Raw genomic sequence first — 23802 nt, forward strand, 5'->3', positions numbered from 1 at the left:
ACCGAGACCCTATCGCGCGGAACCAGCCTGTAACAGGTCAATTTCGCACAACGTGCTGCGCATTCTGTAATGGTTGTCAGAACCATGCTCAATTCCAACTTGCAATCCGTCAACCCACCCGCAAACTCTGCCAAAACGGAGGGCGCCGATGCTGCATGGAATACGCATAGTCGAAATCGAAGGGCTGGGCCCCGGCCCGTTTGCCGCCATGCAGCTAGCCGATCTGGGCGCCGACGTCATCACGATCCACCGCAAAGGCCAGGCAGTAACACCGGGCATGCCGGACAGCTCGCTTCTGGACCGCGGCAAACGATCGATCGCGCTTGATCTGAAGGATCCCGAAGATCTGGCGACCGCCCGCCGCCTGATTGACACGGCGGACGCACTGATCGAAGGCTTTCGCCCCGGCGTGATGGAGAAGCTGGGACTTGGCCCGGATCTTTGCCTGACCCGCAACCCAAAGCTGATATATGGCCGCATGACAGGCTGGGGGCAGGATGGCCCGCTGGCCGAAACGGCTGGGCATGACCTGAACTACATCGCCTTGTCCGGTGCGCTCTGGTACGCCTCTCTCCCGGATCAGCCGCCTCAAACCCCTGCAACCCTGGTCGGCGATATCGGCGGAGGCGCCATGTACCTTGTCACGGGCATCCTGGCAGGTTTGATCAACGCACAAAGAACCGGGAAAGGCACCGTGGTCGACGCCGCTATCTACGACGGCTCGGCCCATATGATGAACCTTCTGATGACCATGCGCCAAACCGGAAACCTGTCTGAAACCCGCGGCCAAAGCCTGTTGGACGGTCCGCATTGGAGCCGAACCTACACCTGCGCGGACGGCGGATTTGTTTCGGTCCAATGCCTTGAACCAAAATTCTACGCCCGATTTCTTGAAATCCTGGGCCTGTCCCGGGACCCGGCGTTCCAACAACAATACACCCGCAAGCTCTGGCCCGACCTGACCCGGCGCCTGGCCAAAATCTTCTCGTCCAGGCCGCGCGACCATTGGGCCAAACTGTTCGACGGTTCAGACGCCTGCGTCGCACCGGTACTCAGCCCCGACGAGGCCGCAGCCCACCCGATGAATGCAGCCCGTCAATCCTGGCGCCAGACTGACGGCACCCTACAGGCCACCGCCGCCCCACGCTTTTCCACACACCAGTGGCAACCAAAGCCCAGCCCGGCGCGCGGACAACACACCGCCGAGATCCTGAACGAACTCCAAGCCCCGGAAAGCGCCTGACACACTCTTCATCTGGCCAGAAATATCCCGGGGGTGAATTGGCCAGCGGCCAAGAGGGGGCTGGCCCCCTCCCACGCGTTCTACCCGCCGCGCACCGTGTCGATCATCAGCTGAACGTTGTCCGGGTCGGCATCCGGAGTGATCCCATGGCCGAGGTTGAAAATATGCGGCCCCGTGGAAAACGCCTCAACGATGCGCCGGGTCTCATCCACCAGCGCCTGCCCGCCGGTAACCATGTGCGACGACGCCAGATTGCCTTGTACACAGCCATCAATCTGCACGTTCTCAGCCGCCCATTCGGGCGACACGGAATTGTCCAGCGCCACGCAATCCACGCCGGTCGACCTTGCAAACCCGATATACCCGTCGCCTGCTTCCCGCGGAAATCCAATCACGGGGATACCGGGGTGACGTTCCTTGATGGCCTGCGTGATCACCCGGCACGGCTCGACCGCGTATTTGCGGAAAGCTTCGCCCTTCAAAGACCCCGCCCAACTGTCAAATATCTTGACCACCTCGGCACCGGCGTCGATCTGAGCGGACAGATATTCAATCGTTGCCGCGGTGATGCGGTCCAACAGCGCCTCGAACAAAGCGTTATCACCTTCGCGCAACGCATGCGCGGGACCCTGATCCGGCGTGCCGCGCCCTGCAATCATGTAAGTGGCCACAGTCCACGGCGCACCTGCGAATCCGATCAAGGTGGTTTCCGACGGCAATTCCCGCGAAAGAATGCGCACCGTCTCGTAAACCGGGGACAATGTCTCGTGAATTGCGTCAACAGGTTTCAACGCATCAAACTCGGCCTGCTGCGTGATTGTGGACAAACGCGGGCCTTCACCGGTCACGAACCAAAGGTTAGCCCCCAGCGCCTGTGGCACCAGAAGGATGTCGGCAAACAGGATCGCCGCATCGAACCCATATCGCCGAATTGGCTGCAAGGTAACTTCTGCTGCCAGTTCAGGATTGTAGCACAGTGACAGGAAATCCCCGGCCTGAGCACGTGTGGCCCGGTATTCCGGCAAATACCGACCCGCCTGACGCATCATCCAGATCGGCGGCACATCCTGTACTTCGCCCGCCAGCGCCCTCAGCAGCTTTTTTGTCTCGGCCATGTTTGTCCCCAGCATTCAGGTTTTGGCAACGGGTCGTCCTTCGGCGGCAATTTGTCAAGCTCAGCCCCCATTGTCAGGGCAATGTGACGCGACTAAAGCTGTGCACATGACTTTGACCCTGCCCACCCCCGCATCGCCCCTCAGAATCGGCACTCGTGGCTCGCCGCTGGCTCTGGCTCAGGCCTATGAAACGCGCGAACGCCTGAGCGATGCCTTTGATCTGCCACAGGATGCGTTCGAAATCGTGGTGATCAAGACGACCGGTGACAATCGCGCCATGATCGACGCGGATCGACCGCTGAAGGAAATCGGCAACAAGGGCCTGTTCACCAAGGAAATCGAAGAGGCGATGCTACGCGCCGAAATCGACATCGCCGTGCATTCAACAAAGGACATGCCCGTTGAACAACCCGAAGGGCTGATCCTTGATACGTTCCTGCCGCGCGAGGATGTGCGCGACGCCTTCATATCTCCGCGATTGGGCTCGATTCACGATCTGCCCGAAGGCGCCGTTGTGGGCACCTCGTCCTTGCGGCGGCGGGCGCAGCTGCTGAACCGGAGGCCGGATCTGAAAGTGGTCGAGTTTCGCGGAAACGTGCAGACACGGCTGAAAAAGCTTGAAGACGGGGTTGCCGATTGCACGTTTCTCGCAATGGCAGGCATTCGCCGTTTGGGAATGGATGAGGTTCCGGCCAGCGCCATTTCCCCTGACGACATGCTGCCGGCGATCGCGCAGGGCACCATCGGCATCGAACGGCGCAGCGACGACATGCGCGCGGCCGAAATGCTGGACGCGATTCATCACACGGAAACGGGATGGCGTCTGGCGGCTGAACGCACATTGCTGGACGCGCTGGACGGGTCCTGCGAAACCCCGATCGCCGGCCTTGCCGAACTTGACGGCGACACCCTAAGGTTGCGGGGCGAAGTGCTGCGCCCGGACGGAACGGAAACCGCCAGCAGGGATATGACCGGCCCCGTCGAGGATGGGCCTGAGATGGCCCGCGCGATGGCGGCTGAACTGCTTGAACAGGCGGGACCTGATCTATTCGATTGGAAAAATTCAAAATAAATTTGTTTAGTGTGAACTTGATCACTGTAGCAGGCGGCGCGATCAGGCATTACTGTGACATACCGAAGAGGAAGTCGGGTCAGTCTCGAAAGTATCGAAAAGTTTTCAGATTGCCGGTGTTTTAATCAGTATTCGAGGGGGCGAGGCTGACCCCCGGCTTCCAAAGGTAGCGGGTCGCTGTTGAGTTCAACAGCGACCCGTTTACGTTGTGCCAGATTGCGTTGTGCCAGACCCGCGTTCAGGAAATCGCGTCAACGGCGTGACGAACGGCCTCTCTGGTCTGTTCCAGATCCGCTTCGGTAACCGCCAGCGACGGGTACAGTTTGCCCGGAGCCTTGAAGACCCCATGCGCCCGCAACGTTGCATTGTAAGTGGCATTGCGCTGCGGATCATCATGGTTTGCGCTGCGATAATCCCGACATTCGGCCTTGGTGAAATAAATGTCGAACAAGGTCTCGTCACCGCAGATGCGATGGGCGATGCCCGCCTCATTCAAAGCGTCCGATTGCATCTGCTGCAACTGCTTCCCAATCGAGCGCAGGTGTTCATAGGTGCCGTCGCGCCGCAAAACCTCCATCGTCTTCAGCCCCGCCGCTGAGGCTATGGGGTTGCCGGACAAAGTGCCCAACTGCATCAGCCAGCCCTGTTCTCCGACTTTCGATTTGTCGAAATGCTTCATGATCTCGGTGCTGGCACCCAATGCCGCCAGAGGGAAACCACCACCGGTGATCTTGCCAAGCGTACAGATATCCGGGGTCACGCCATATCGCTCTTGTGCGCCGCCGTAAGCCAGACGGAACCCGGTGACGATCTCATCAAAAATAAGCAGAACACCAAATTTGTCGCACAAGGTCCGCAAGCCCTGCAAAAACCCCGGCTCGGGCGGGATGATCCGCTGCAAGGGTTCGACCATGATCGCAGCGACATCATCATGTTCGTCCAGCAGCGCCGCCACCGCGTCAAGATCATTGAAAGGCGCGATCAGCATCTGCTCGGCCACGCTTTGGGGGATACCGGCGCTGTCGGGAACGGCCTGCGGGAAATTGACCCGGCGGCTGGGGGCCAGGCTCATCTGCGCCTCGGCGCTCATTCCGTGATACCCCCCTTCGAACTTGAGGATCTTGTCGCGCCCGGTATAGGCACGCGCCAGCCGCATGGCGTACATGTCTGCTTCGCCCCCAGAGGCAACGAAACGCACCTGCTCGCAACAGGGGACGGCTTCGATGATGGCCTCGGCCAGTTCGATGCCCTTGCTGTTGTTGGCGAAGAAGGTCATTCCTTTGGGCAGTTGCTCCAGCACCGCTTCCATCACCTCGGGGTGGCCATGGCCCAGCAGCATCGGGCCGGACCCGATCAGATAGTCGATGTATTCCTTCCCGTCCTCGTCCCAGACATGGCTGCCCTCGCCACGGGCGATGATGATGCCCGGATCGAAGTTGCCGAAACCGCCAGCTGGCAGAACCTCTTTTGCGCGTGCTATCCACTCGGACTGTGTCTGGATCTTCAGCATCTCAATCAATCTCCAAAATCGGGGCGCCAAGAATTTCGAGGTCAGGTGTCACACCTAAACCCGGGCCTTCGGGCGGTGCAATCCGGCCGTTTTCACGGTTTGGTGCGTCAGGACACAGGCGCGGAGCAACGTAAGAGGACAAGTCGCAAGTGTTCATCAGCGATCCACGCGGGGTCGAAGCCGCAAAATGCAGCGAGGCCGCCGTTACGATATCCGATCCCCAGGTGCATTCCGCGCAAATCTCGGCACCCAGCTGCACGGTCAGATCGCGTGCGCGGCGCATTGCCGAAAGACCGCCGAACTTCGACAGTTTCAGCGCCACCGCGTCCATGCATCCCAACTCATGCGCCCGCATCAGCGATGCAAGATCAAAGGCGTTTTCGTCGATCTTCATGGGCAGACCCGTCGACTGACGAACAGCGGCGCAGTCTTCCAGTGTTTTGCAGGGCTGTTCCAGCATCACATCCAGGTGTGCCACCGCGCGCCCGGTTCGCGTTGCCTGAAGGCGCGATGCGCCGCAGTTCCAGTCGCCATACACGAGCGGTCCGGTTCCCACGGCTTCGCGCACTTTGATCAGCCGCTCGGCATCGGCTTGCCAATCACCCTCGACACCCAGCTTCACCTGGAATTGCCGAATGCCCGTCTGGAAGGCTGCCTTGGCGATGCGCGCCATTTCATCCGGCGCGATGCATGTGATCGAATGATAAAGCGGCATATCCGCCCGTGTCCGCCCGCCCAGCAACGCGTAAACCGGCACCCCCGCCGCGCGGCCGAACAGATCCCACAGTGCAATGTCGACGATCGATTTCGCATAGCGGTGGCCTTGCAGAAACCCGTCCAGCTTTCGCATCGGTGCGTCGACCCCAATTGGTGAAGTCCCGAGAATCTCGGGACCCATTTCAGCGATGGCCCCCGGTACTCCATTTGCATAGGCGGGCAGATAATGCGGGATCGGGCAGACCTCGCCCCAACCTGTCAGACCTGTATCCGTCTCAAGGCGCAGGATATGAGACGTCACGGTCGCGCAGGTCTTGCCGCCGGCCATGTGATAGGTTTCATGGCTTGTCAGATCGACGGACCAGAGTGTTATCTTGTCAATTCTCAAGCATATTCTCCTACTGGATCACCCAATGCGGCTTCGTCCGGATGCACGCCCAGCCCCGGCGCTTCGGGCAGATGCAGACGGCCATCGACGTTGCGGGGCCCTCGACCACCTGCAACATCAACCGTGATCATGTCCTGACAGGCCCAAACCGCGTGGCAATGGTCATCCGGGATCGTAGCGGCCAGATGCAGCGCTTCGGTATCGGCCAGAACCGTTCCGCCGGTGGCCATCACGAACGTGTCTATCCCATGGGCCAGCGCGATATCGCGCATCCGCGCGGCCTTGGTCAGACCACCCACGCGATTCAGCTTGATCCCGAATATCTGGGCCAGACCATCGCGGGCAATCCGGACGGCATCCTGCAAGGTCACAAGGGACTCGTCCACAGACACAGGAGACGCATGAAGCCCCGAGATCGCCGCGATATCATCCAGTGTTTCGCAGGGTTGCTCGAACATCACGTTCAGGTCTTCGCAGATGCTCATCACCCGCAAGGCCTGCTGGCGCGTCCAGCCACGGTTGACATCATAAAGAACAATCTCTCCGGGCTGCCGGATGCTTTCCACATCCCGCACACGGGCAATGTCCCGCTCGACATCACCGCCGATCTTCACCGAATGCGCGACATAGCCGCGCTTGCGATACCGCTCCATGACCTCGCGTGTTTCTTCGACGGTTTTTGCCCCGACCGAGGACGCAATCGGGCGCGGTGTCCGCGATCCGCCGCCCATCAGATCGGCAATCGGCAAGCCCGCCGCCTGACCGGCAATATCCCAGCAGGCCATATCTATGGGGCTTTTGGCATAGAGATGCCCGGGCAAGGCAAGATCCATGGCCCGCTCCACGTCCAGCACGCGACGCGGATCAAGGCCCAGGATGAAAGGGGCCATCGTTTCGATCCCGGCCCGGATGCCCGGCCCGTGCGCAGGTACATAGGTGTGCCCCCAGGGCGTGCCCTCGCCCCAGCCGACCAGACCGGTATCGGTTTCGAGCCTGACCAGCGTCGCATCAAGCGTTTCGAACTTCAGGCGCCCCCCGGAAAGCCAATAGGGATGCTCGAGCGGCAAATCGACCTGAAAAACGGTAATGGTTTCAATCTTCATAGAGCATACTCCGCCACCGGTGCGCCGAGGCTTTCAAAATCGGGGGTTACACCCAATCCCGGCGTATTGGTTGCATAAAGTTTTCCGTCTTTAACGACAGGACCGCCGACGCCCGTAGATCGCGTGTTGTAGTTCATCAGATCCGTGGTGTTCTGCAGGTATTCAGGCGGGGTCGACGCCGCAAAATGGGCGACAACCGAAGACGTGATCTCTCCTCCCCAGGTGTCTTCGCTGACCACAGGGATGCGGTTGTCGATCAGGTAATCCCGTACCCGTCGGGCTTTGCTGATGCCGCCAAGGTTCGAGATCTTGAGACAACAAATCTCTGCCCCCCGGTCTGCGACGATACGCTGGGCCATATGGATCCCGGTCACGCATTCATCCAACTTCAATGGCTGCTCGGCAATCCGGCGCACTTGCTGGCATTCCTCATACGTGCGGCAAGGTTGTTCGAGAATGAAATCCAGATCCCGGGTCTCGCGTGCAACGCGGATCGCATCGTCCACGCGCCAGCCCTGATTGGCATCGGCCATGGCTTTCTCGCTGGGTTTCAGCAACGGTACAGTGGTGCGTATCCGGTCAATGTCACTGGCCCAGTCGCTGCCCACTTTGATCTGAAACTGCCGATAACCCTGTTCCCGGTACCGGTCCATCTCGGCCACGGTTTCCTCGACCGCTTTCTGCGGAGCGACCCGGTACATTGGCGCGCCATCCGTCAGCTTGCCGCCCAACAGCATCCAGACCGGCTGATCACACGCCTGACCCAGGATATCCCAGCATGCCGCATCGAACGGCGCCTTGGCATAGCCATGCCCCTGTACCAGATGGTCCATCAGGTGCTCGATCCGCCCCACCTGACGCGGATCCTCGCCCAGCAGTTTGCCGGCGACAAGACGCGCCAGCGCAGCCACACCTTCGGAATGGGCCACCATGTAGTTTTCGCCACAGGGCGTGAACTCACCGCAGCCCCGCAAACCCGCGTCAGTGTCGATTACCACCACCGATGCGATGGCCGTTTCAATTGCGTTTCCCGCACCCCAGGCATAGGTACCGCCGACATAGGGAAGCCCGGTCTGGTAAATTCGGATGCGGGTGATTTTCATGCGGCGTCCATTCTGGGCAGGTCGCCCATCCCTTCGCCTCGCCACAGGACAAAGGTTAGGATCGGTTGGTCCGTCGTTATCATGGCGTGGCTTTGCCAGCTTTTGTGCTGTCGTGTCTGGTTCGGGCCGATGAATGTTTCATCCTCGTCGCTGCGAAAAACCGCTCCGCCCGCAAGGGTCAGATACAGCTCTTCCGCCTGATGGCTATGCCAGTCATAATCCAGACCCGCGCCCCAATATCCCACGTAGCCGCGCAATTGGGTCGAGTGGAAATGCCCGGTCGGTCCGAACAGTTCGTAATACCCGTACCGATTCAGGAAATCCGCACCGACTTCCTCTTCGGTATATGTGTGTTTCCATTCCGCCAGATGCGCGCTGGCCTTGATCGCCGCGACCAGATCACGGGTTGGTGCCACGCCATCAAGGCCAAAATCGCCAACCAGATTGGTCGCCGGAATGTGAGCAGGCTGCAAACCCGTCGGTGTCAGATCGTCCGGCCATGATGCAAACGCGGCTAGGTCAGGATGCGCCTGATGCAATTGGCGGGCCGCCTCGAGAACATCATCCAGCGTCATGGCACCACCACGATATTGCCGGTGTGCTGTTTGGCGATGAACGCCGCTTGAGCTTCCCGCAACTCCTCCAAAGGATAGGTTGCGGCCAGAGCCGGCTTGATTTCGCCGGCTTCAATATATGCCACGAGGTTCTTCATGACCTCGGGTCCGATCACGGTCGAACCGGTGAAGGTCAGATCGCGCAGATAGAACGTCCGAAGGTCAAGTTCGACCATCGGACCTGCAATGGCCCCCGAACAGGTGTAGCGCCCGCCGCGCTCCAGTACGTCGATCAGGTTTGGCCAGTAAGGGCCACCTACCACATCGGCGACCACGGTGATCTTATCGTCGCCCAGCGCCGACCGCAGATATTCAGGAGCGCGGGGCAATATCACATCAGCGCCAAGATCGGCCACGTCGGCGTGTTTGGATTCGGATGCCATCGCAATCACACGCGCGCCACGGCGTTTGGCCAATTGAACCAAAGCGCCACCCACCCCGCCAGAGGCACCGGGTACAAGAACGGTGTCTTTTTCTGTCACGTTGGCACGGGACAGCATCCCTTCGGCGGTAGAATAGGAACAGGAGAATGTGGCCAGTTCGGCATCCGACAGTTCCGAAGTGATCGGCACCGCATTGACCGCCAGAGTCGTAGTATATTCGGCGAACCCGCCATCGCGTTCCGAACCGAAGTACCCTGTCTTGTTCATGTTGCCGGGATCAGCCGGATCTCTAAGCCAGCCATCCGTGATGACACGCTCGCCTAGACGAGCGCTGTCCACGCCCTCGCCAACGGCAACGATACGGCCGCAGACATCTGCGCCCTGAATGCGCGGGAAGGTGATCGGGTTGCCGCCCCATGTCGGGTCTTCTTCACCGACTTCCTCGAATGCGCCACCGGTGGTCGCATCCGTTACGGTCTTGGAATACCAGCCGGACCGCGTATTGACGTCGGTATTGTTCAGGCCGCAGGCTGCGACCCTGATCAGAACTTCACCGGCCGCGGGTTCGGGGCGCGGCCAGTCTTCCTGCATCACCATCTGTTCCAGACCACCATGGCCCATTGTGACCATGGCTCTCATCGTATCGGGCAGGCTCATCAAGCGGTCTCCAGTATGGCGTCACTGCGGGGCAGCAAACTGTCGGGGTCGTAAGCAGGTTTGTCCAGAACACGGGCGGCACGGGGTTGGCCATGGATCACGACCTCCAGCTGTGTCCCGGCCTTGGCCGCTTCGGGTTTGAGGTATGCAAAGGCCAAAATCTTGCCGACGGTGTGGCCATAAGCGACCGACGCCGTGGACCCGACGACGCGCCCGTCCAGCAGCACCGCCTCTCCGCCATGCCCATCAATCTCTCCATCCGGTTCAATTGAAAGATAGGCACAGATCCAGGGCAGATCGGTGTTGAGCGCCTTGTCCTTGCCCAGATAATCCTTGTCGGTGCGCGCAAAACGCAGCACGTCGGCCTCGGCCAGAGTGACCTCGTTGGTCAACTCGCCCGCGCCTTTGAAGCCCTTCTCCATTCGCATCACGTTCATGGCAAAGCTGCCGTAGTCGGTGATGCCATGCGCCTCACCTGCCGCCCAAAGCGCGTTGTAGACGTCGAGGCATGCGGCGTTCGGCATGTGCAGTTCCCAGCCCAGCTCTCCGGCATAGGACATGCGGAAGGCCCAGACTTTATGGCCCGCGATGGTGACTTCCTGCGCGGAAAGCCAGCGGAACCCGGCATTGGTCAGATCGGCATCGGTGCAGCGCGCCAGCACGTCGCGCGAGCGGGGGCCGTTCAGGGCCAGGGCAGACCAGTCAGAGGACAGAGCGGTGATCTGCACATCCTCATCCGCGCGCTGCTGCGCCAGATGATCCAGCAAGCGCTGTTCGAAGAATGCGGCGCAGACCAGATAAAAGCGGTCCTCGGCCATACGCACGATAGTCGTCTCCAACTCGATCCGGCCACGCCTGTTCAGCATGTGGGTCAGCGTGATCGAGCCTACCTTTTGCGGCATCCGGTTGGCGGTCAACCGGTCAAGCAGGGCATAGGCCCCCGGCCCCGAAACCTCGACCTTGGTGAAGGCGGTGACGTCCATGATGCCGACGCTTTCGCGCACCGCTTTGACCTCAGCCGCGACCATGTCGTCAGCGGGGGTGCGGCGGAAGGAATAGTGGTCGCGCTGCTCCACACCGTCCCGCGCGAACCAGCGGGGGCGCTCAAAACCATAGACCTCTTCATGCACCGCACCCTTGGATTTCAGCAGTTCATACAGCGGCGACGGCTTGATGGGTCGCCCCTCCAAACGGTTGAAATGCGGAAAGGGGATTTCATGGCGCAAGCAGTAATCTTCCTCGGCCTTGATCACCTGCCAATCCTTTGTCGCATAGCTGCCGAACCGGCGCGGATCGAATTCGCGCATCGAGATATCAGCCGCGCCATGCACCATCCACCGCGCCAGTTCGCGGGTCAGACCCGGCCCCCAGCCGATGCCGATCTGCGTCCCGCAGCAGCACCAATAATTCCGAACCCCCGGCGCTGGTCCGATCAGAGGGTTGCCATCCGGCGGGTGCGAGATCGCCCCGTGCACGTCGCGCTGAATGCCCAGTTCGGCAAAGATCGGCATCCGGTTCAGGCTTTCCTCAAGCCACGGCATCACCCGGTCGTAATCCGCGTCGAACAACCAGTTTTCGTATTCCCATGGGCAGTGATCATGCCAGACCGAGTTCGGGTTCTCTTTTTCGTAAATCCCGATCAGACCGCGCTGCTGCTCCATCCGGATATAGCCCGAGACCTTGCGGTCATCACGGATCACCGGCAGTTCGGTGTCCAGGTTCTGGAATTCAGGCACCGGTTCGGTCACGAAGTAATGGTGCGTCATCGAGGTCATCGGCAGTTGCAGCCCCGACCACTCGCCCATTTGCCTTGCATAGGTGCCGCCTGCATTCACCACATGCTCGCAGGTGATGGTGCCTTGTTCTGTCTTAACCACCCATTCGCCATTCTCGGCCTGCATGATGTTGGTGGCGCGGCAGCTGCGAAAGATACGAACGCCTTTTTGCCGAGCTCCAGCGGCCATGGCCATGGTCACATTGGTCGGGTCCACATGCCCGTCATCCGGCGTATGCAACGCGCCCAGAACACCTTCGAGATTGTAGAACGGGTGCAGCTCAGCCACCTTTTCAGGCCCGACCAGTTCAATGTTGAACCCCAGCGACCGGCCCACCGAGAGGGTGTGGCGCAGCCAGTCCATCTCATCCTCGGTATAGGCCAGACGGAACGAACCGCAGCCATGCCATGTCACCGGCTGACCGGTTTCGGCCTCCAACTGACCAGAGTACAGGCCAATATTGTAATCCACGCATTTCCCCAGCCCAAAGCTGGACGTCGAATGCGTGATCTGCCCTGCTGCATGCCAGGTGCTGCCGCTGGTCAGCTCGGCCTTTTCCAGCAGGACGGTGTCAGCGCCCCACCCTTCATGCGCCAGATGATAGGCCAGACCGACCCCCATGACACCTCCGCCCACGATGACCACGCGGGCGTGTGACGGCAGATTCTTCTCGGACATGATTTTTCCTCTTCCCGAGTCGCGTTTCTGCTCGACAGGCTAATTCCACAAATGTACCATCGTCAATCATGAATGACACAAATGTATCATCAATCGTTCTGGACCGCCTGAGCCAGGAGTGGGACGCCCTTACCCCCGAGGCGCAGAAAGCCGCTCGGTACGTGCTGGAAAACCCAACGGATGTTGGGGTTTCAACCGTGCGCGAGATTGCCGAGGCGGCCAAGGTCAAACCCAATACTTTCGTGCGCATGGCCCGGCAGGTGGGCTTCGAAGGGTATGAAGATTTTCGGGCCCCCTTCCGCGAAGCGATTCGACGGGGCAACGTGTCGTTTCCAGACCGCGCGCGCTGGTTGCAGGACATTGGCAAGTCAGGGGAACTGGGGGGGCTTTATGCCGATATGGTGGGTGCGGCGATCCGCAATATCGAAGAAACCTTTGCCGGGATCGATGCCGCAACTCTGAAGGCCGCTGCCGAGGATATCTGGAACTGCCGCCAGATCTTCACGCTGGGCGTTGGCGTCAACAACTCGAACGCGCGCAATTTCACCTATCTTGCGTCAACCGGGATGAAGCAGTTCCATGCGATTCCCCGCCCCGGCTCGACCCCGGTGGATGACCTGGCCTGGGCCGATGAACAGGACGTGCTGATCGCGATCACCTGCCACCCTTATCGCACCGAGGTTATCGAGGCGATCAAGCTGGCACGGCAACAGGGTCTGACCGTCATCGGTATTTCCGACAGTCCGGCCAGCCCGGTGATCCTGAATGCCCATCACGGTTTTGTCGTCGCCGCCGACACGCCGCAATTCTTTCCGTCATCCGTTTCGACGATTGCCTTGCTGGAAACTCTGCTGTCCTTCGTGATCGCCGTGTCCAGCGATGAGATCGTCGAGCGGGTGGAACGGTTTCACCAACGCAGACACCAACTTGGCCTCTACGCGGAGGAGCCCGAATGAACGCACCCCTGACCCACTCACTGGACGCGCGATACTATACCGACCCTGCGATTTTCGAGCAGGAAATGCAGGGGCTTCTGGCCCGAACGTGGCAGTTTGCGGGCCATGTCGCGCAGGTCCGGGAAACGGGGGATTACTTTGCGTTTGAGATCGCCGGCCAGAACCTGTTCTGCATTCGCGGACGCGACGGCGAAATCCGCACCTTCTATAACGTCTGCCAGCACCGTGCCCATGAAATGGTCACCGGCGCGGGCAACACGCGTGTCGTCGTCTGCCCCTACCACGCCTGGACCTATGAGCTGTCCGGTCAGTTGCGCGCCGGACCCAACATCAAATCCGTCCCCGGGTTCGACCGCAGCGCCATTTGCCTGACTTCGGTCCGAACCGAAGTGTTCAACGGTTTCATTTTCGTCAACCTCGATGACGACGCCGCGCCAATGGATGAATGGTATCCCGGTGTGCGCGAGGAAATCCGCGCATTCGTTCCGCATATCGACGATCTGGAACCGCTGGAATGGGTCGAGATCCCCGAAAACTGCAACTGGAAGGTCAGTATCGAGAACTACTCGGAATGCTATCACTGCCCGACCAACCACCCGACCTTTGCCGAAGGTGTGGTCAAGCCCGAGACCTATGACATTCAGCCCGACGCGGGCGGCGGCTACGTCCTGCGTCACACGACGGAATGCCAGAGCCTCGACAAGATGACCTACCCCATCGACCTGTCGGTACCGCACGCGGGCGATTACCAATCGTGGTTCCTGTGGCCGATGTTCTCGTTCCAGTGTTACCCCGGCAACGTGCTGAACACCTATCACTGGCGCGCGGTTGATGCCGATCACTGCACCGTCTGGCGCGGCTGGTACACCGAGAGCGGCTCGGACAGTGCGGTCATCCGCCAACTGGCGGTCCAGGACCGTGAAACGACGGTCGAGGAAGACATCCGCCTTGTGGAATCCGTTCATCGCGGGCTCAAGTCGCGGGGCTATCGCCCCGGACCGCTTGTTCTGGATCCGGGCTGCGGGGTGATGTCGGAACATTCCATCGCGCGGCTTCAGCAATGGATGCGTGAGGCTGTGGATTAGTGGCCGAGGTAGCACGCTGATGCAGATGCCTGAAGTCTGGCGCCCGGAACACAAACTGTTCCCCCATCAGGTCGGGTTCACCTGCCCGCCGTTCGATTTTGACGCTGCGCCCTCGGATTTCCTGCGCATGTGCCCCGAAACGGTGGGCGTTCACGGGTGGATGCTGCATGTGCCAGATTATGTGCACGGGTTGGATCAGCGGAAACAGAACTTTGGCATGCTCGAAGACTTCGTGCACTGCATGTCCCGCAACGGTGTGGATGTCTGCGGTCAGGTCGGTTCGAACTGGGTCCATGCCTGCGGGCTGGGGGTGGAAGGCGTTCGGCAACACTGCGAAGACCTGTCAGACAAATATGGCACCCGCTTTCACATGGCAGGATATGCCATGGTCGAGGCATTGCGTGACCTGAATGTCGAAAAGGTTGCCCTGAACGCCGCCTATCATTGGCCGGAATGGTGGCAGGGCACGGTCGGTTTCTTGAAAGAAGCCGGGTTTGATGTGGTCTGGGCCGGGAATTTCCACGATCAGGGCTGGTTCGACAGTCAGGAAGAAGTCAATTCCTGTCGCTGGGTCTTTGACGGCGATCTGGCGCTGAAAAGCTTTGAATATGTGGCCGACAAGGCACCTCAGGCCGAAGCGATCCTGATCAATGGCATTTGCAATTTCCGCACCGGACCCGGAGGCTTGCCCCAGCGCCCGCTGCATCTGGCCGATACGCTAGAAGACGCGCTGGGCAAACCGGTGATCGGCCACGACATCGCGCTTTACTGGCGCATCTTCAAATCCCTCGGTATCGCACCCGACAAACCGCACGGGCAATTGCTGAAACGTCTTGAGTTATTCGAGAGGCCATGACCATGCACAAAATCCTCGCGCTCTGGGCCGTGCCCAGATCCACGTCAACCGCATTCGAGTGGATGATGCGGCAACGCGGTGATCTCGACTGCCTGCACGAGCCCTTCGGCGAGGCGTGGTATCAGGGTGAAGACCCGCTTTGGCATCGGTTCCAATCGGGTGATGTGACAACGCCGGGCCTGACACTGGACAGCGTGTGGCTGGACATTCAGCAGCGGGCGAAACGGGGGCCGGTCTTCCTCAAGGATTTTCCGCATTACATCAACCACATGTGGGATGCCGAGTTTCTGTCGTATTTCACCCACGCCTTCCTGATCCGGGACCCGGCCAAGACCATCACTTCGATGTACAAGCAATGGCCGGACTTTGCCGAAGGCGAGGTTGGCTTTCCCGAACAGCGCGCGCTGTTCGATCTGTTGACGGCGTTGAACGGAACGCCGCCGCCGGTCATTGACAGCGATGACCTGCTGGAAGACCCACACGGCATGACCCGGGCCTTCTGTGACGCGGTGGGAATCCCATTCATCCAAGAGGCGCTGACATGGGAACCGGGCGGTGATCCGTCCGCCCTCAGTTGGTGGGACGGCGGGTCGTTCCATGGCAATCTGGCGAAATCGACCGGGCTTGCCCCGCAGCCCCGCACGCATATCGACATCGCGGACGCGCCAGACCGTGTGAAACAGGTGCACCGCAGGATGAAACCGCATTACGATCACCTTTACAGACACCGCCTGACACACTGACACACCGGAGACCCGCAATGGCCGACATTTTCGACGAAGACCTGTTTCTGAAAGGGCTCGAGCAAAGGAAGAACACGCTGGGCGCAGAGTATGTGGAAAAAAACCTTGCTGCCGCCGACGACTTCACCCGCCCGTTTCAAGAAGCCATGACGGCCTGGTGCTGGGGGTTTGGGTGGGGCGACGACGTGATCGATGCCAAGACCCGGTCGATGATGAACCTGTCGATGATCGGTGCGCTGGGCAAGATGCATGAATGGGAAATCCACTGCCGGGGCGCGATCAACAACGGGGTTTCAAAGGATGAAATCCGCGCCATCATCCACGTGGTCGGGATTTATTGCGGTGTTCCTCAGGCGCTGGAGTGTTTTCGCGTGGCCCGCAAGGTGCTGGAAGAAACCTGACGACCCGTCACAGACCAGCCGCCGACAACAGCCGCACGCCTTTCTCGTAGTGTTGCCTGTTCTTGAAACAGCCGGGCCAGGCCCAGCGTTCGGCCGAAAAGCCCGGCTGCAATTCCAGAATCTGCCGGGCATGTCGGCGCGCCAGGGAATGGTTCCCGGCGGCGGCGGACAGCATGCACAGCACGACCCTGGGACGAACGCGTCCGGGGTCGACCCGCAGCACGTTATGGGCATGCTGCCACGCGGCCTTGTCCCCGGTCATCATCATTGCGATTGCCAGATTTGCTTCGATCCAAATGGGCGGATGCGGCGTCAACGCCAACGCTTTCTTGCAGACCGAAACGCCTTCTTCGGCCCGGTCATCATACACCAACAGGATGCCGTAATATCCCAACAATTCCGGGCTTCCGCTGAAACGTTCCACGACCGCAAGCATCAAGCTGCAAGCCTCTGACGTGTTGCCGGCAACACTGTGGGTAAAGGCATGGAGGGCCGAGCAATACGGGTCCGTTGGGTTCAGGCTGCGCAGCTTTTTGCATTCGGCCTCTACCATTGCCAGCGTCTCGGCCGGGTTTGCATCCATGCCCAGGCGGATCATGTCCAAATGACAAAAACCGATCGCCACACGGGCCGGCAGGTATCCGGGGTCAAACTCGAGACAGGCGCGGTATTGACGGATGGCATCCTGCAACCCGTCTTCCGTTGCCTGGCTTTCCAATATGCGCGCTTTCTGGAATGCAGACCAGGCCTCGGTCGAAGTGGCACGACCGGACCAGATTTCCGACCAATACCCGTCACGCAATCGCAGTTGGAGCGCTTCGACGACCTTCATGGCGATTTCTTCGACCGCGTCGAATGTTTCCTTCGCACGAAAGCGGAACCGCTGTGTCCAAAGGCACACCTGATCCGCGGTTGACGTCAATTGAGCAGCCACCCGCAGGCCTTCCGCGCCAACCACGCTGCCGCTGAGAACATAACCTTCAACCGGGCCTTCCTGCCTGCGCGCGTCACGCAGTTCGATCACGTCGGACATTGTGCCCAGAAGAAACATAAGTTCGTCTCGTATGGAGGAAGCAGCGATGCTGATATCCGGCGTTTCCCCAACAACTTCAAACGGCTCAACCACAACCGCTGGACGCAAACGCCCCCAATGCACCGGCAAACCGCGGCCCGCCAGAACCGGCCCGTCTGAGTCTGTATCGATGTCCCAATAGGCCTGCCGTTCAACCGTCAGCCATGCCTCGAACTCGGGGTCGGCAACGTCCAATCCTTCCAGCAATTCAGCCCGATCGGAACTGAGCTGCTCGTCAAACAGATCAACCTCGACTGCTGCCAGATTGACCGACACCGTTTCACGGGTGATTTCAAGAATATCAAGTCTGTGCTTGGAAAAGTGCTTGCTGAGAACACTCAGCTCTTTGCGCAGCGACGCCGCGCCTTGTGCGGGCGAACTCTCGCTCCAGAGCTTGTCCTGCAACCAAGCCCTGCTACGTATCGCGTTTTTCGACAGAAGCACCAAAGCAAGAAGAGCTTTCGCTTTGGTGCCCCGAGGCGTCACATCCTGACCGTCGTCACGGATAATCTGAAACGGTCCGGTCAAAAAAACCTTGGTTTTTGCCTCAGTCACTAACGGCCCTCAAAAACGTTCGGGGGTTGTCGTTAACCGCTGCATCCAAATATGACGATACCGCCCATCGCTTCATAGGCCAGTTTGCAGCACCATGACTCGTGATCGGGGTTCGGATCCGGCTTTTTGTCACTCAGGTCCGGAACAACGATATGAACCAGATCCTTGGTGTCATAGACAAACCTGACCTCTGGATTACCACTGTCCGCAAGGATTTCTTGAATTTTGCGTTCCGCCGCGTCCTGATCATCTTGCGACCCCAGCGCACGGCCGCGCGCGGCATTCAGAACTTCGCACCCCAAGTCTTTCAACGAATAATTCGGGTTGATTGCCAAACGAGCCATGTAAAATCTCCTTCTCAAACAACAATGCCCACTTGTATACCCCGTTATATGCTTATCCGGAAATGAAAATGACCGACACGTTGATAGAACGCGCTGAAACTGCTCGGCTAATTTCCAAACCCTCGTTTGCCGAATTCCCCAAAGATGCGCCGATCCACGCGGCTTTTCGTTTGATCGAGCTGCGCGACGGAGCTCTGCCCCCCAAGGGCGGGATGGACCATCGCGTGTCTTTCGGCACCGGCCGCACACCAAAAGAGGCGGCGCGGCTGGCCGGGTTCGAGGCGATTGAACGCTATGCCTTGCAATACAGTGCCGAAGCACCACAAACCCGCGAAAGCCTGATTGCGTCGGATGGCGCATCCCATGTGATGCCAAACGACGCGCTTGCACTGGGTGTTCCGGGCAGTGACGGAAAGGTCACTTCGAAAGGTGCCGCGGCTGGCCCGACACATGAAGCCGCCGCGCTGTGGGCGGCGCTGGAGTGTTTGGAACACGCTCTTGGATCGCAGGGGTTTGACCACCTGGCGCCGGACACGGTCCTGCCCCATGATTTGACGCAGTGGCTGCACGTCCAACTGCGGCAGCTGAGCCTTCACATCCTCGAAGTTCCGGGCACCGGCCTTCTGCTGCGCGCGGTCTGCGCAGATGCGGATGGCGGCAGGCCGACCTATGGATCGGCGCTTTCCGCAAATCTGGCGCAGGGCGTCTGGCACGCAGCATCCGAGGCGGTGGTGTCCTGGCGCAACATGGTGATGCTTGAACACAACGGTGTAACGGATCACAGCATGGATGCCGAACAGGCCCGTCTGTTCCGGCTTTATCGCGGCGCGCAGAATGACCGGCCTGTTGCTCCGACGCGGTTGTTCGACGTGCAGGCGTGGGACAGCCCGAACCCATCGCTGACGACGGTATTGACAGCGGCAAGTCGCGCCCTCGGTCGTCCGGTTGCGGTTTTTGACATGACCGCACCTGAAATTCCCCTGCCGGTGGTCAAAGCCGTAGCAGTTTGAGCACCGGTCAGGATCCGTGTCTGCGAAAGCCTGTCGTGTCGCCGTTGGTCTCTGCCTTGCAACGGTCCGCGAATTCCAAAAGCTGCCTGCAACGTTCGGTCTCGGGCAGGCTGCGGACAACCCGCCCCGGATCAGCATGCGGAATTTCAACAAATTCGACACGGGTGATCACGCGCGGCCTGGCGGCAACTGTGATCATCGGTCCGACCTCGATCAAGCTGGCCAGAGCATAGCCCGAGACAGGGAGCGCCGAAGGGCCTGTTCCCAGCGTGATATCATCCAGAAACCGGGGATCGTCGTCGGCAGGCCCGAATTCAAGGCGCATGTGCATTCCCGGCGCACCGCGCCTGAACCGGACCCAGCCCCGAGGCACCCTGCCCGCACCCACAATCAGTTGGGATGCATGGAATGCCTGAATATACAGCCCAAGCGGATCAGAGAATGCCATCGCCCGACCCGAAGGTGACTTGCCACAGTTCCCCGCGGCCAGTTCAAGCGTATCGCTCACCAGGCGCATCCCTGCATGCCCGCAGTACAGATCCCGCCGGTTCGCGAAATCAAGAACTTCTTCAAGCCGGGCGCGCCGGTTGCTCTCGCCGTCCTTCACGAGATACGGGAAGGAAGAAAAATGTATGGTCTGGATCAGACCGGTCAATCGGTTCGTGCCCTTGGCCAGAAACAGGGCATGCTGGATATTCAACGGATGTTCCGGCGGATGCGCGTGATCCCTACCCACCAGCCTTTTGTGAAAGCGGGCCGCGCGCTCGGACACATCCATCGACATCCATACCGACCGTGAGACTTCAAACAGATCCTTGCAGGAGTAGAAGCGCCCGGTCACCGATGCGACCACCGACAGGAAGTGATCGAGATCGAACACCGCCATGAACTGCCACCACTCCACAAACTCGGTAGTGGCCACAAATCGCTTCGGGCGCAGCCTGCCACCGGCATCGGGTCGCATTACCAACGTGTATTCAAGATATTCATTGTGCAGCTCAACCCTGCCGGACCAGCCTTGGTCACACACGCGCGCCGCCAGCTCATCGCCCAGACAGTCCCGCGGTTCCCGGGGATCGGCGCGCCATCTGAACCCATTCGAAGGTTGGCCCGCCTCGATGTCACGCGGATCCATAACCAGAAACGGGCTGACGCCCTGCACGTCGAATATGTTCTGAATGCTTGAATTCCACGCTGACCGGGTGGCTTCGTTCACGCCTTGATCAGCAAGTCCCGGCGATCGGAATACAGACATCAAAGAACACCGTTGGGCTTCAGAGACACTAGAATGGAAAGTCAGAGGTCGATGCCCGTAGGTTTTCAATTCCGACGGGGCGATCGCCACCGGTGACGCACAAGGAAGCATCATGTAGACCGACCTGTCATGGGGTCTGATACATTCATCCTGCCCACCCCGCCTGTTCAGGCAAATGACGGGTCCACCACAATTCGGGCGTACTGTTCACAATGTGGATTTCGCTACCGCAAGAACGACCGCCAACGATGTTGAGGCGATCTCCATCAAATGTTTCAAGCGACATTTTCGCGGCCCCCCGGAAATTCGCCATCTGTTCGGCCAGAATGCCCACTGCAACGCGTTCACCCATTCGGATACTGTCGAAATAGTCGCTGTAGAAATGTACCCCTGCAAAATTGCGCCCGATCGCGATATTCGCAGCCAACTTGTTCAGCTCGCCATTCAGCGTAAGCTTCGCTGCGCTGTCCTCTGGCCGCACGGACTCAACCAGTGTCCTGCCACCCGGAGCCGGAACAAAGACGCGCTCCATACCCGCCTCTGCCAAAGTTACCCGGGACCCGTCCAGCGCATGTGTTCTGAAGAACGCCTTGAGCAGCGTCGCGCACGCCCCGGCAACTGCGCCATGCGCCGCCCCGTAGGACGGCTGCATTGGCGAGCCCTCGGGATAAGCAACAGGCAACAGCAGGTTGCGATCGATTTGTGGCAGCCCCTTATGAGAAACCGCGTTGTGGGCGAACCGCTTAGTGGCCGGCGCGGCGGATATGGCTTCCACAAGACTGAAATCTTCGCAGGCGGCGCTTTCCAATTTCTCAAGATGGGCTGTGGCAAACGGTTCCGCTGCCCCAAGCACCGCGCCATGACCATTCGCCACCAAGGTTGCAACGCTGCCCAGCTTTTCAGGGCGGGCGCGGTTGTGCACCTGAAAGGTCTGGCGTCGCACGGCCCGCATTGCCCTGGTCGCGGTTTCTGCCAGCATCGACAGCGCGTGAGATCCGCCCCAATCGACCCCGCCATCCTCCGCACGGGAATTCCAGACTTCGGGCAGACCGTCATCTGCTTGAATACCTCGGCCCAACATCAACAGGCAGGCATTGGAAAAAGCCTGATAGATCGAGTCGAAATGCACGTAGGTAGCAAGGTCGCGAGGTGTTTCAATAAACTTCGGGCCACAGGCCTCAAAGGCTTGTTCGCCGGTCGCGTCCGCCCCGTTCTGAACGTCCAGCCACTCGGCCCAGTCCCGCAAATAGTCCACGCCAACGGCCTGTGGTGCAACTCTTTGGTCAACCCGAAACGAACCAAACGGCATTGCCCTAGGCGCAGTTGTATTTGCCAACCACCGCCCTTGCACATGCGCCGCGTCTGAGGTCAGGGAGTCGTACCCCTGCAAAAGGAACTGCGACACGTAAGGCCCGTCCGAACAGCCTTGGCTCGAGCCGCGGAACAAAGTTCGCGAAGACAGACCTTCGCCATCTCGGACCCGGCGCGCCGCCGGTACTTTCCCGATCTCGGCGCCGCTGGCATCCTTTGGGAAACCGTCTTTGCGGAACCACTCCAACCGGCCAAGGGCGCCAAGCACCTTGTCGGTTCCCTCGGCACCATCCCGAATGGTTTCGAAGGACACATCTCGCAGACAGGCCATCGCATAGAGTTCGGCCATTTCTGCCGCCAATTCATCTGACCCAAGCCTGGGCGCCGGCGCGATACCCAAACCGCCGGCGTCCAATCCATTGAACCCCAACCGGTGACCCAGGATTGGCCCTTCCCACGCACGCCATCTAAATTCACCACCCTCTGATGGCGCGGTGCGGAAGGGCCCGGAATAGGCTGGCGTGTCAAACAGCGTCAGCCTGTTTCCTTGATTGTCGGTGCAGGTAGGGTCAGCCACTTCTTCCAGAAATTCGGTATAAACCTGCGCGTCGACAATGCCATTTTCGTCATGCCGCAAGCCCTTGGAAAAGCTCGTGGGCCAAGTCCCGGCAAACAGGTCTGCTTCGCCGTTATGTTCATCGGCCGCCCTGTCTCGGGCACCAATCGGCGTGTTCGAATGACACTGATCCCGGTTCAATCCACGATTGGGCTTTTCCAGGTCCTGCCAAGGTTCAGACGGAATGATATGTTGCGGCATGTTGCTCTCCCGATCGACGAAGACAACGATTCGCACGACGCCGTTACTGGATCGTGACCGGTCATTCCGACAGGCTTTTTGCCCTGTTCTGAAGAGTCCGACAGGCTTTTTGCCCTGTTCTGAAGAGATTGGGAATACTCGGGATAGAAACGGCTTCGATCGCGCTGGACACCAAGTCCCGCCGCCGCTTTCCGATCTTTCGAGAAATCGCAGAATCCAATGCAAAACAGGATATCTGGGTCCAGCCATCTTCGGGCTGAGTCTCCCCGGACAGAAAGATAAAGAAAGTTGGATGGCGGAGACGAAGGGATTCGAACCCTCGAAACCATTCCTGGTTTACTCCCTTAGCAGGGGAGCGCCTTCGACCACTCGGCCACGTCTCCGCCGTCGGGTATATCCTTGCAAGCAACGGGAATACAAGGCGAAATTTCCATTTTGTGGCTCACTCTGACAAAATTGCTGAACCCGTTGAAATCACGGTAAAAGACGCCAACTTAGATGGATCATAGGCCAGATTTGGAGAATTTTTTCTGAAGCCTTTTTCAATGCGGTGCCACCAAACCTTCAGGTTCGAAGCGACATGGCATATCGATTCCCCGTTCTGTATAGTTGCGCCGATTATGAGATCATTTTCTGAAAGCGATGAAGTTCTCTTGTTACAGTTGGATCCCATTGCCACGCCCAACCTCGAAAATGCCCACTTGTTCGCTAAGGGACATTACCCCAACACAAAAAGCCCCGCGAGTTGCTAGGTTAAGTATTTGATATCTGACTGGAATTATTGGTTGCGGGAGCAGGATTTGAACCTGCGACCTTCAGGTTATGAGCCTGACGAGCTACCGGGCTGCTCCATCCCGCGACAGTTTTTTGTGACCTAGCGCTTACGCTACTTGAGGTCTTTGGTTGGCCTATCGCTTGCGCTATTTGAGGCCGGGTATTGTTTTTTTGATCGTGTTAGAGAGATGTGGGCTTTTACTAGGTTTGGCGGTGACCTACTCTCCCGGGGCTTAAGCCCAAGTACCATTGGCGCGGCAGTGCT

The 23802-nt window shown here is 59.4% G+C and carries 20 protein-coding genes and 2 tRNA genes; 8 read left to right on the forward strand and 14 right to left on the reverse strand.

The annotated features are described in order from the left end of the window. The first annotated feature begins 148 nt into the window (after positions 1-148). Positions 149-1243 (forward strand): CaiB/BaiF CoA transferase family protein, encoded by a 1095-nt coding sequence (locus ACR0E2_RS14360; protein ID WP_480446850.1) that lies wholly within the window; start codon positions 149-151, stop codon positions 1241-1243. 80 nt (positions 1244-1323) lie between these two features. On the opposite strand, the gene hemE is transcribed toward ACR0E2_RS14360, so the two are convergent. Further along, complete coding sequence (gene hemE / locus ACR0E2_RS14365) at positions 1324-2358, reverse strand: uroporphyrinogen decarboxylase (protein WP_480446851.1); 1035 nt, start codon at positions 2356-2358, stop codon at positions 1324-1326. 106 nt (positions 2359-2464) lie between these two features. On the opposite strand from hemE, the gene hemC reads away from it, so the two are divergent. Then, positions 2465-3430 (forward strand): hydroxymethylbilane synthase, encoded by a 966-nt coding sequence (gene hemC, locus ACR0E2_RS14370; protein ID WP_480446852.1) that lies wholly within the window; start codon positions 2465-2467, stop codon positions 3428-3430. A 238-nt stretch (positions 3431-3668) separates the two neighbouring features. Here hemC and ACR0E2_RS14375 read toward each other — a convergent pair whose 3' ends face one another. From ACR0E2_RS14375 to ACR0E2_RS14405, 7 genes are read right to left on the reverse strand one after another with little or no spacing between them, the layout of a single operon-like run. Next, the gene (locus tag ACR0E2_RS14375; RefSeq protein ID WP_480446853.1) at positions 3669-4940 is read right to left on the reverse strand and encodes an aspartate aminotransferase family protein; all 1272 of its coding nucleotides are present in this window, start codon (positions 4938-4940) and stop codon (positions 3669-3671) included. A gap of 1 nt (position 4941) precedes the next feature. After that, the gene (locus ACR0E2_RS14380) at positions 4942-6045 is read right to left on the reverse strand and encodes a mandelate racemase/muconate lactonizing enzyme family protein (RefSeq protein ID WP_480446854.1); all 1104 of its coding nucleotides are present in this window, start codon (positions 6043-6045) and stop codon (positions 4942-4944) included. Then, positions 6042-7148 (reverse strand): mandelate racemase/muconate lactonizing enzyme family protein, encoded by a 1107-nt coding sequence (locus ACR0E2_RS14385; RefSeq protein ID WP_480446855.1) that lies wholly within the window; start codon positions 7146-7148, stop codon positions 6042-6044. The genes ACR0E2_RS14380 and ACR0E2_RS14385 overlap by 4 nt, the downstream gene beginning before the upstream one ends. Further along, entirely contained in the window at positions 7145-8251 is a 1107-nt protein-coding gene (locus ACR0E2_RS14390; protein ID WP_480446856.1) for a mandelate racemase/muconate lactonizing enzyme family protein, read from the reverse strand. Before ACR0E2_RS14390 ends, ACR0E2_RS14385 begins: the two co-directional genes overlap by 4 nt. Further along, positions 8248-8826, reverse strand: a complete 579-nt coding sequence (locus ACR0E2_RS14395; RefSeq protein WP_480446858.1) for a dimethylsulfonioproprionate lyase family protein — start codon at positions 8824-8826, stop codon at positions 8248-8250. The genes ACR0E2_RS14390 and ACR0E2_RS14395 overlap by 4 nt, the downstream gene beginning before the upstream one ends. After that, the gene (locus tag ACR0E2_RS14400) at positions 8823-9905 is read right to left on the reverse strand and encodes an alcohol dehydrogenase family protein (RefSeq protein ID WP_480446859.1); all 1083 of its coding nucleotides are present in this window, start codon (positions 9903-9905) and stop codon (positions 8823-8825) included. Before ACR0E2_RS14400 ends, ACR0E2_RS14395 begins: the two co-directional genes overlap by 4 nt. After that, the gene (locus ACR0E2_RS14405) at positions 9905-12358 is read right to left on the reverse strand and encodes an FAD-dependent oxidoreductase (RefSeq protein WP_480446860.1); all 2454 of its coding nucleotides are present in this window, start codon (positions 12356-12358) and stop codon (positions 9905-9907) included. Before ACR0E2_RS14405 ends, ACR0E2_RS14400 begins: the two co-directional genes overlap by 1 nt. Positions 12359-12426: 68 nt before the next feature. Between ACR0E2_RS14405 and ACR0E2_RS14410 the strand changes: the two genes are divergently transcribed. The 5 genes from ACR0E2_RS14410 to ACR0E2_RS14430 are packed head-to-tail and all read left to right on the forward strand — an operon-like array spanning position 12427 to position 16399. Continuing rightward, positions 12427-13314: a MurR/RpiR family transcriptional regulator gene (locus ACR0E2_RS14410; protein ID WP_152456722.1), complete on the forward strand. Its 888-nt coding sequence runs from the start codon at positions 12427-12429 to the stop codon at positions 13312-13314. After that, positions 13311-14399 carry an aromatic ring-hydroxylating oxygenase subunit alpha gene (locus tag ACR0E2_RS14415; protein WP_480446861.1) on the forward strand — a complete coding sequence of 363 codons (1089 nt, stop codon included), beginning with the start codon at positions 13311-13313 and terminating at the stop codon, positions 14397-14399. Before ACR0E2_RS14410 ends, ACR0E2_RS14415 begins: the two co-directional genes overlap by 4 nt. A gap of 19 nt (positions 14400-14418) precedes the next feature. Beyond that, complete coding sequence (locus tag ACR0E2_RS14420; protein ID WP_480446862.1) at positions 14419-15255, forward strand: aspartate racemase/maleate isomerase family protein; 837 nt, start codon at positions 14419-14421, stop codon at positions 15253-15255. Continuing rightward, positions 15252-15998: a sulfotransferase-like domain-containing protein gene (locus ACR0E2_RS14425; protein WP_480446863.1), complete on the forward strand. Its 747-nt coding sequence runs from the start codon at positions 15252-15254 to the stop codon at positions 15996-15998. The genes ACR0E2_RS14420 and ACR0E2_RS14425 overlap by 4 nt, the downstream gene beginning before the upstream one ends. A gap of 17 nt (positions 15999-16015) precedes the next feature. Further along, a complete protein-coding gene (locus tag ACR0E2_RS14430; RefSeq protein WP_171119799.1) occupies positions 16016-16399 on the forward strand; it encodes a carboxymuconolactone decarboxylase family protein in 384 nt (127 codons plus the stop codon). Positions 16400-16406: 7 nt separating this feature from the next. Here the strand turns inward: ACR0E2_RS14430 and ACR0E2_RS14435 are convergent, their stop codons facing one another. Then, on the reverse strand, positions 16407-18026 hold the full coding sequence (locus ACR0E2_RS14435) for a hypothetical protein (protein WP_480446864.1): 1620 nt from the start codon (positions 18024-18026) through the stop codon (positions 16407-16409). Positions 18027-18058: 32 nt separating this feature from the next. After that, the gene (locus ACR0E2_RS14440) at positions 18059-18370 is read right to left on the reverse strand and encodes a hypothetical protein (RefSeq protein ID WP_152456717.1); all 312 of its coding nucleotides are present in this window, start codon (positions 18368-18370) and stop codon (positions 18059-18061) included. Positions 18371-18438: 68 nt separating this feature from the next. Between ACR0E2_RS14440 and ACR0E2_RS14445 the strand changes: the two genes are divergently transcribed. Continuing rightward, on the forward strand, positions 18439-19380 hold the full coding sequence (locus ACR0E2_RS14445; protein WP_480446865.1) for a YcaO-like family protein: 942 nt from the start codon (positions 18439-18441) through the stop codon (positions 19378-19380). Positions 19381-19387: 7 nt separating this feature from the next. On the opposite strand, the gene ACR0E2_RS14450 is transcribed toward ACR0E2_RS14445, so the two are convergent. From ACR0E2_RS14450 to ACR0E2_RS14465, 4 genes are all read right to left on the reverse strand, one after another. Next, positions 19388-20635 carry a hypothetical protein gene (locus ACR0E2_RS14450; protein ID WP_480446866.1) on the reverse strand — a complete coding sequence of 416 codons (1248 nt, stop codon included), beginning with the start codon at positions 20633-20635 and terminating at the stop codon, positions 19388-19390. 145 nt (positions 20636-20780) lie between these two features. Next, positions 20781-22763 (reverse strand): phosphatase PAP2 family protein, encoded by a 1983-nt coding sequence (locus ACR0E2_RS14455; protein ID WP_480446867.1) that lies wholly within the window; start codon positions 22761-22763, stop codon positions 20781-20783. Between the two features lie 293 nt (positions 22764-23056). Continuing rightward, positions 23057-23146: transfer RNA gene (locus tag ACR0E2_RS14460), tRNA-Ser, on the reverse strand. A gap of 399 nt (positions 23147-23545) precedes the next feature. Next, positions 23546-23622: transfer RNA gene (locus tag ACR0E2_RS14465), tRNA-Met, on the reverse strand. Between the last annotated feature and the right edge of the window lie 180 nt (positions 23623-23802).

This window comes from Ruegeria sp. A4 (assembly GCF_056543025.1).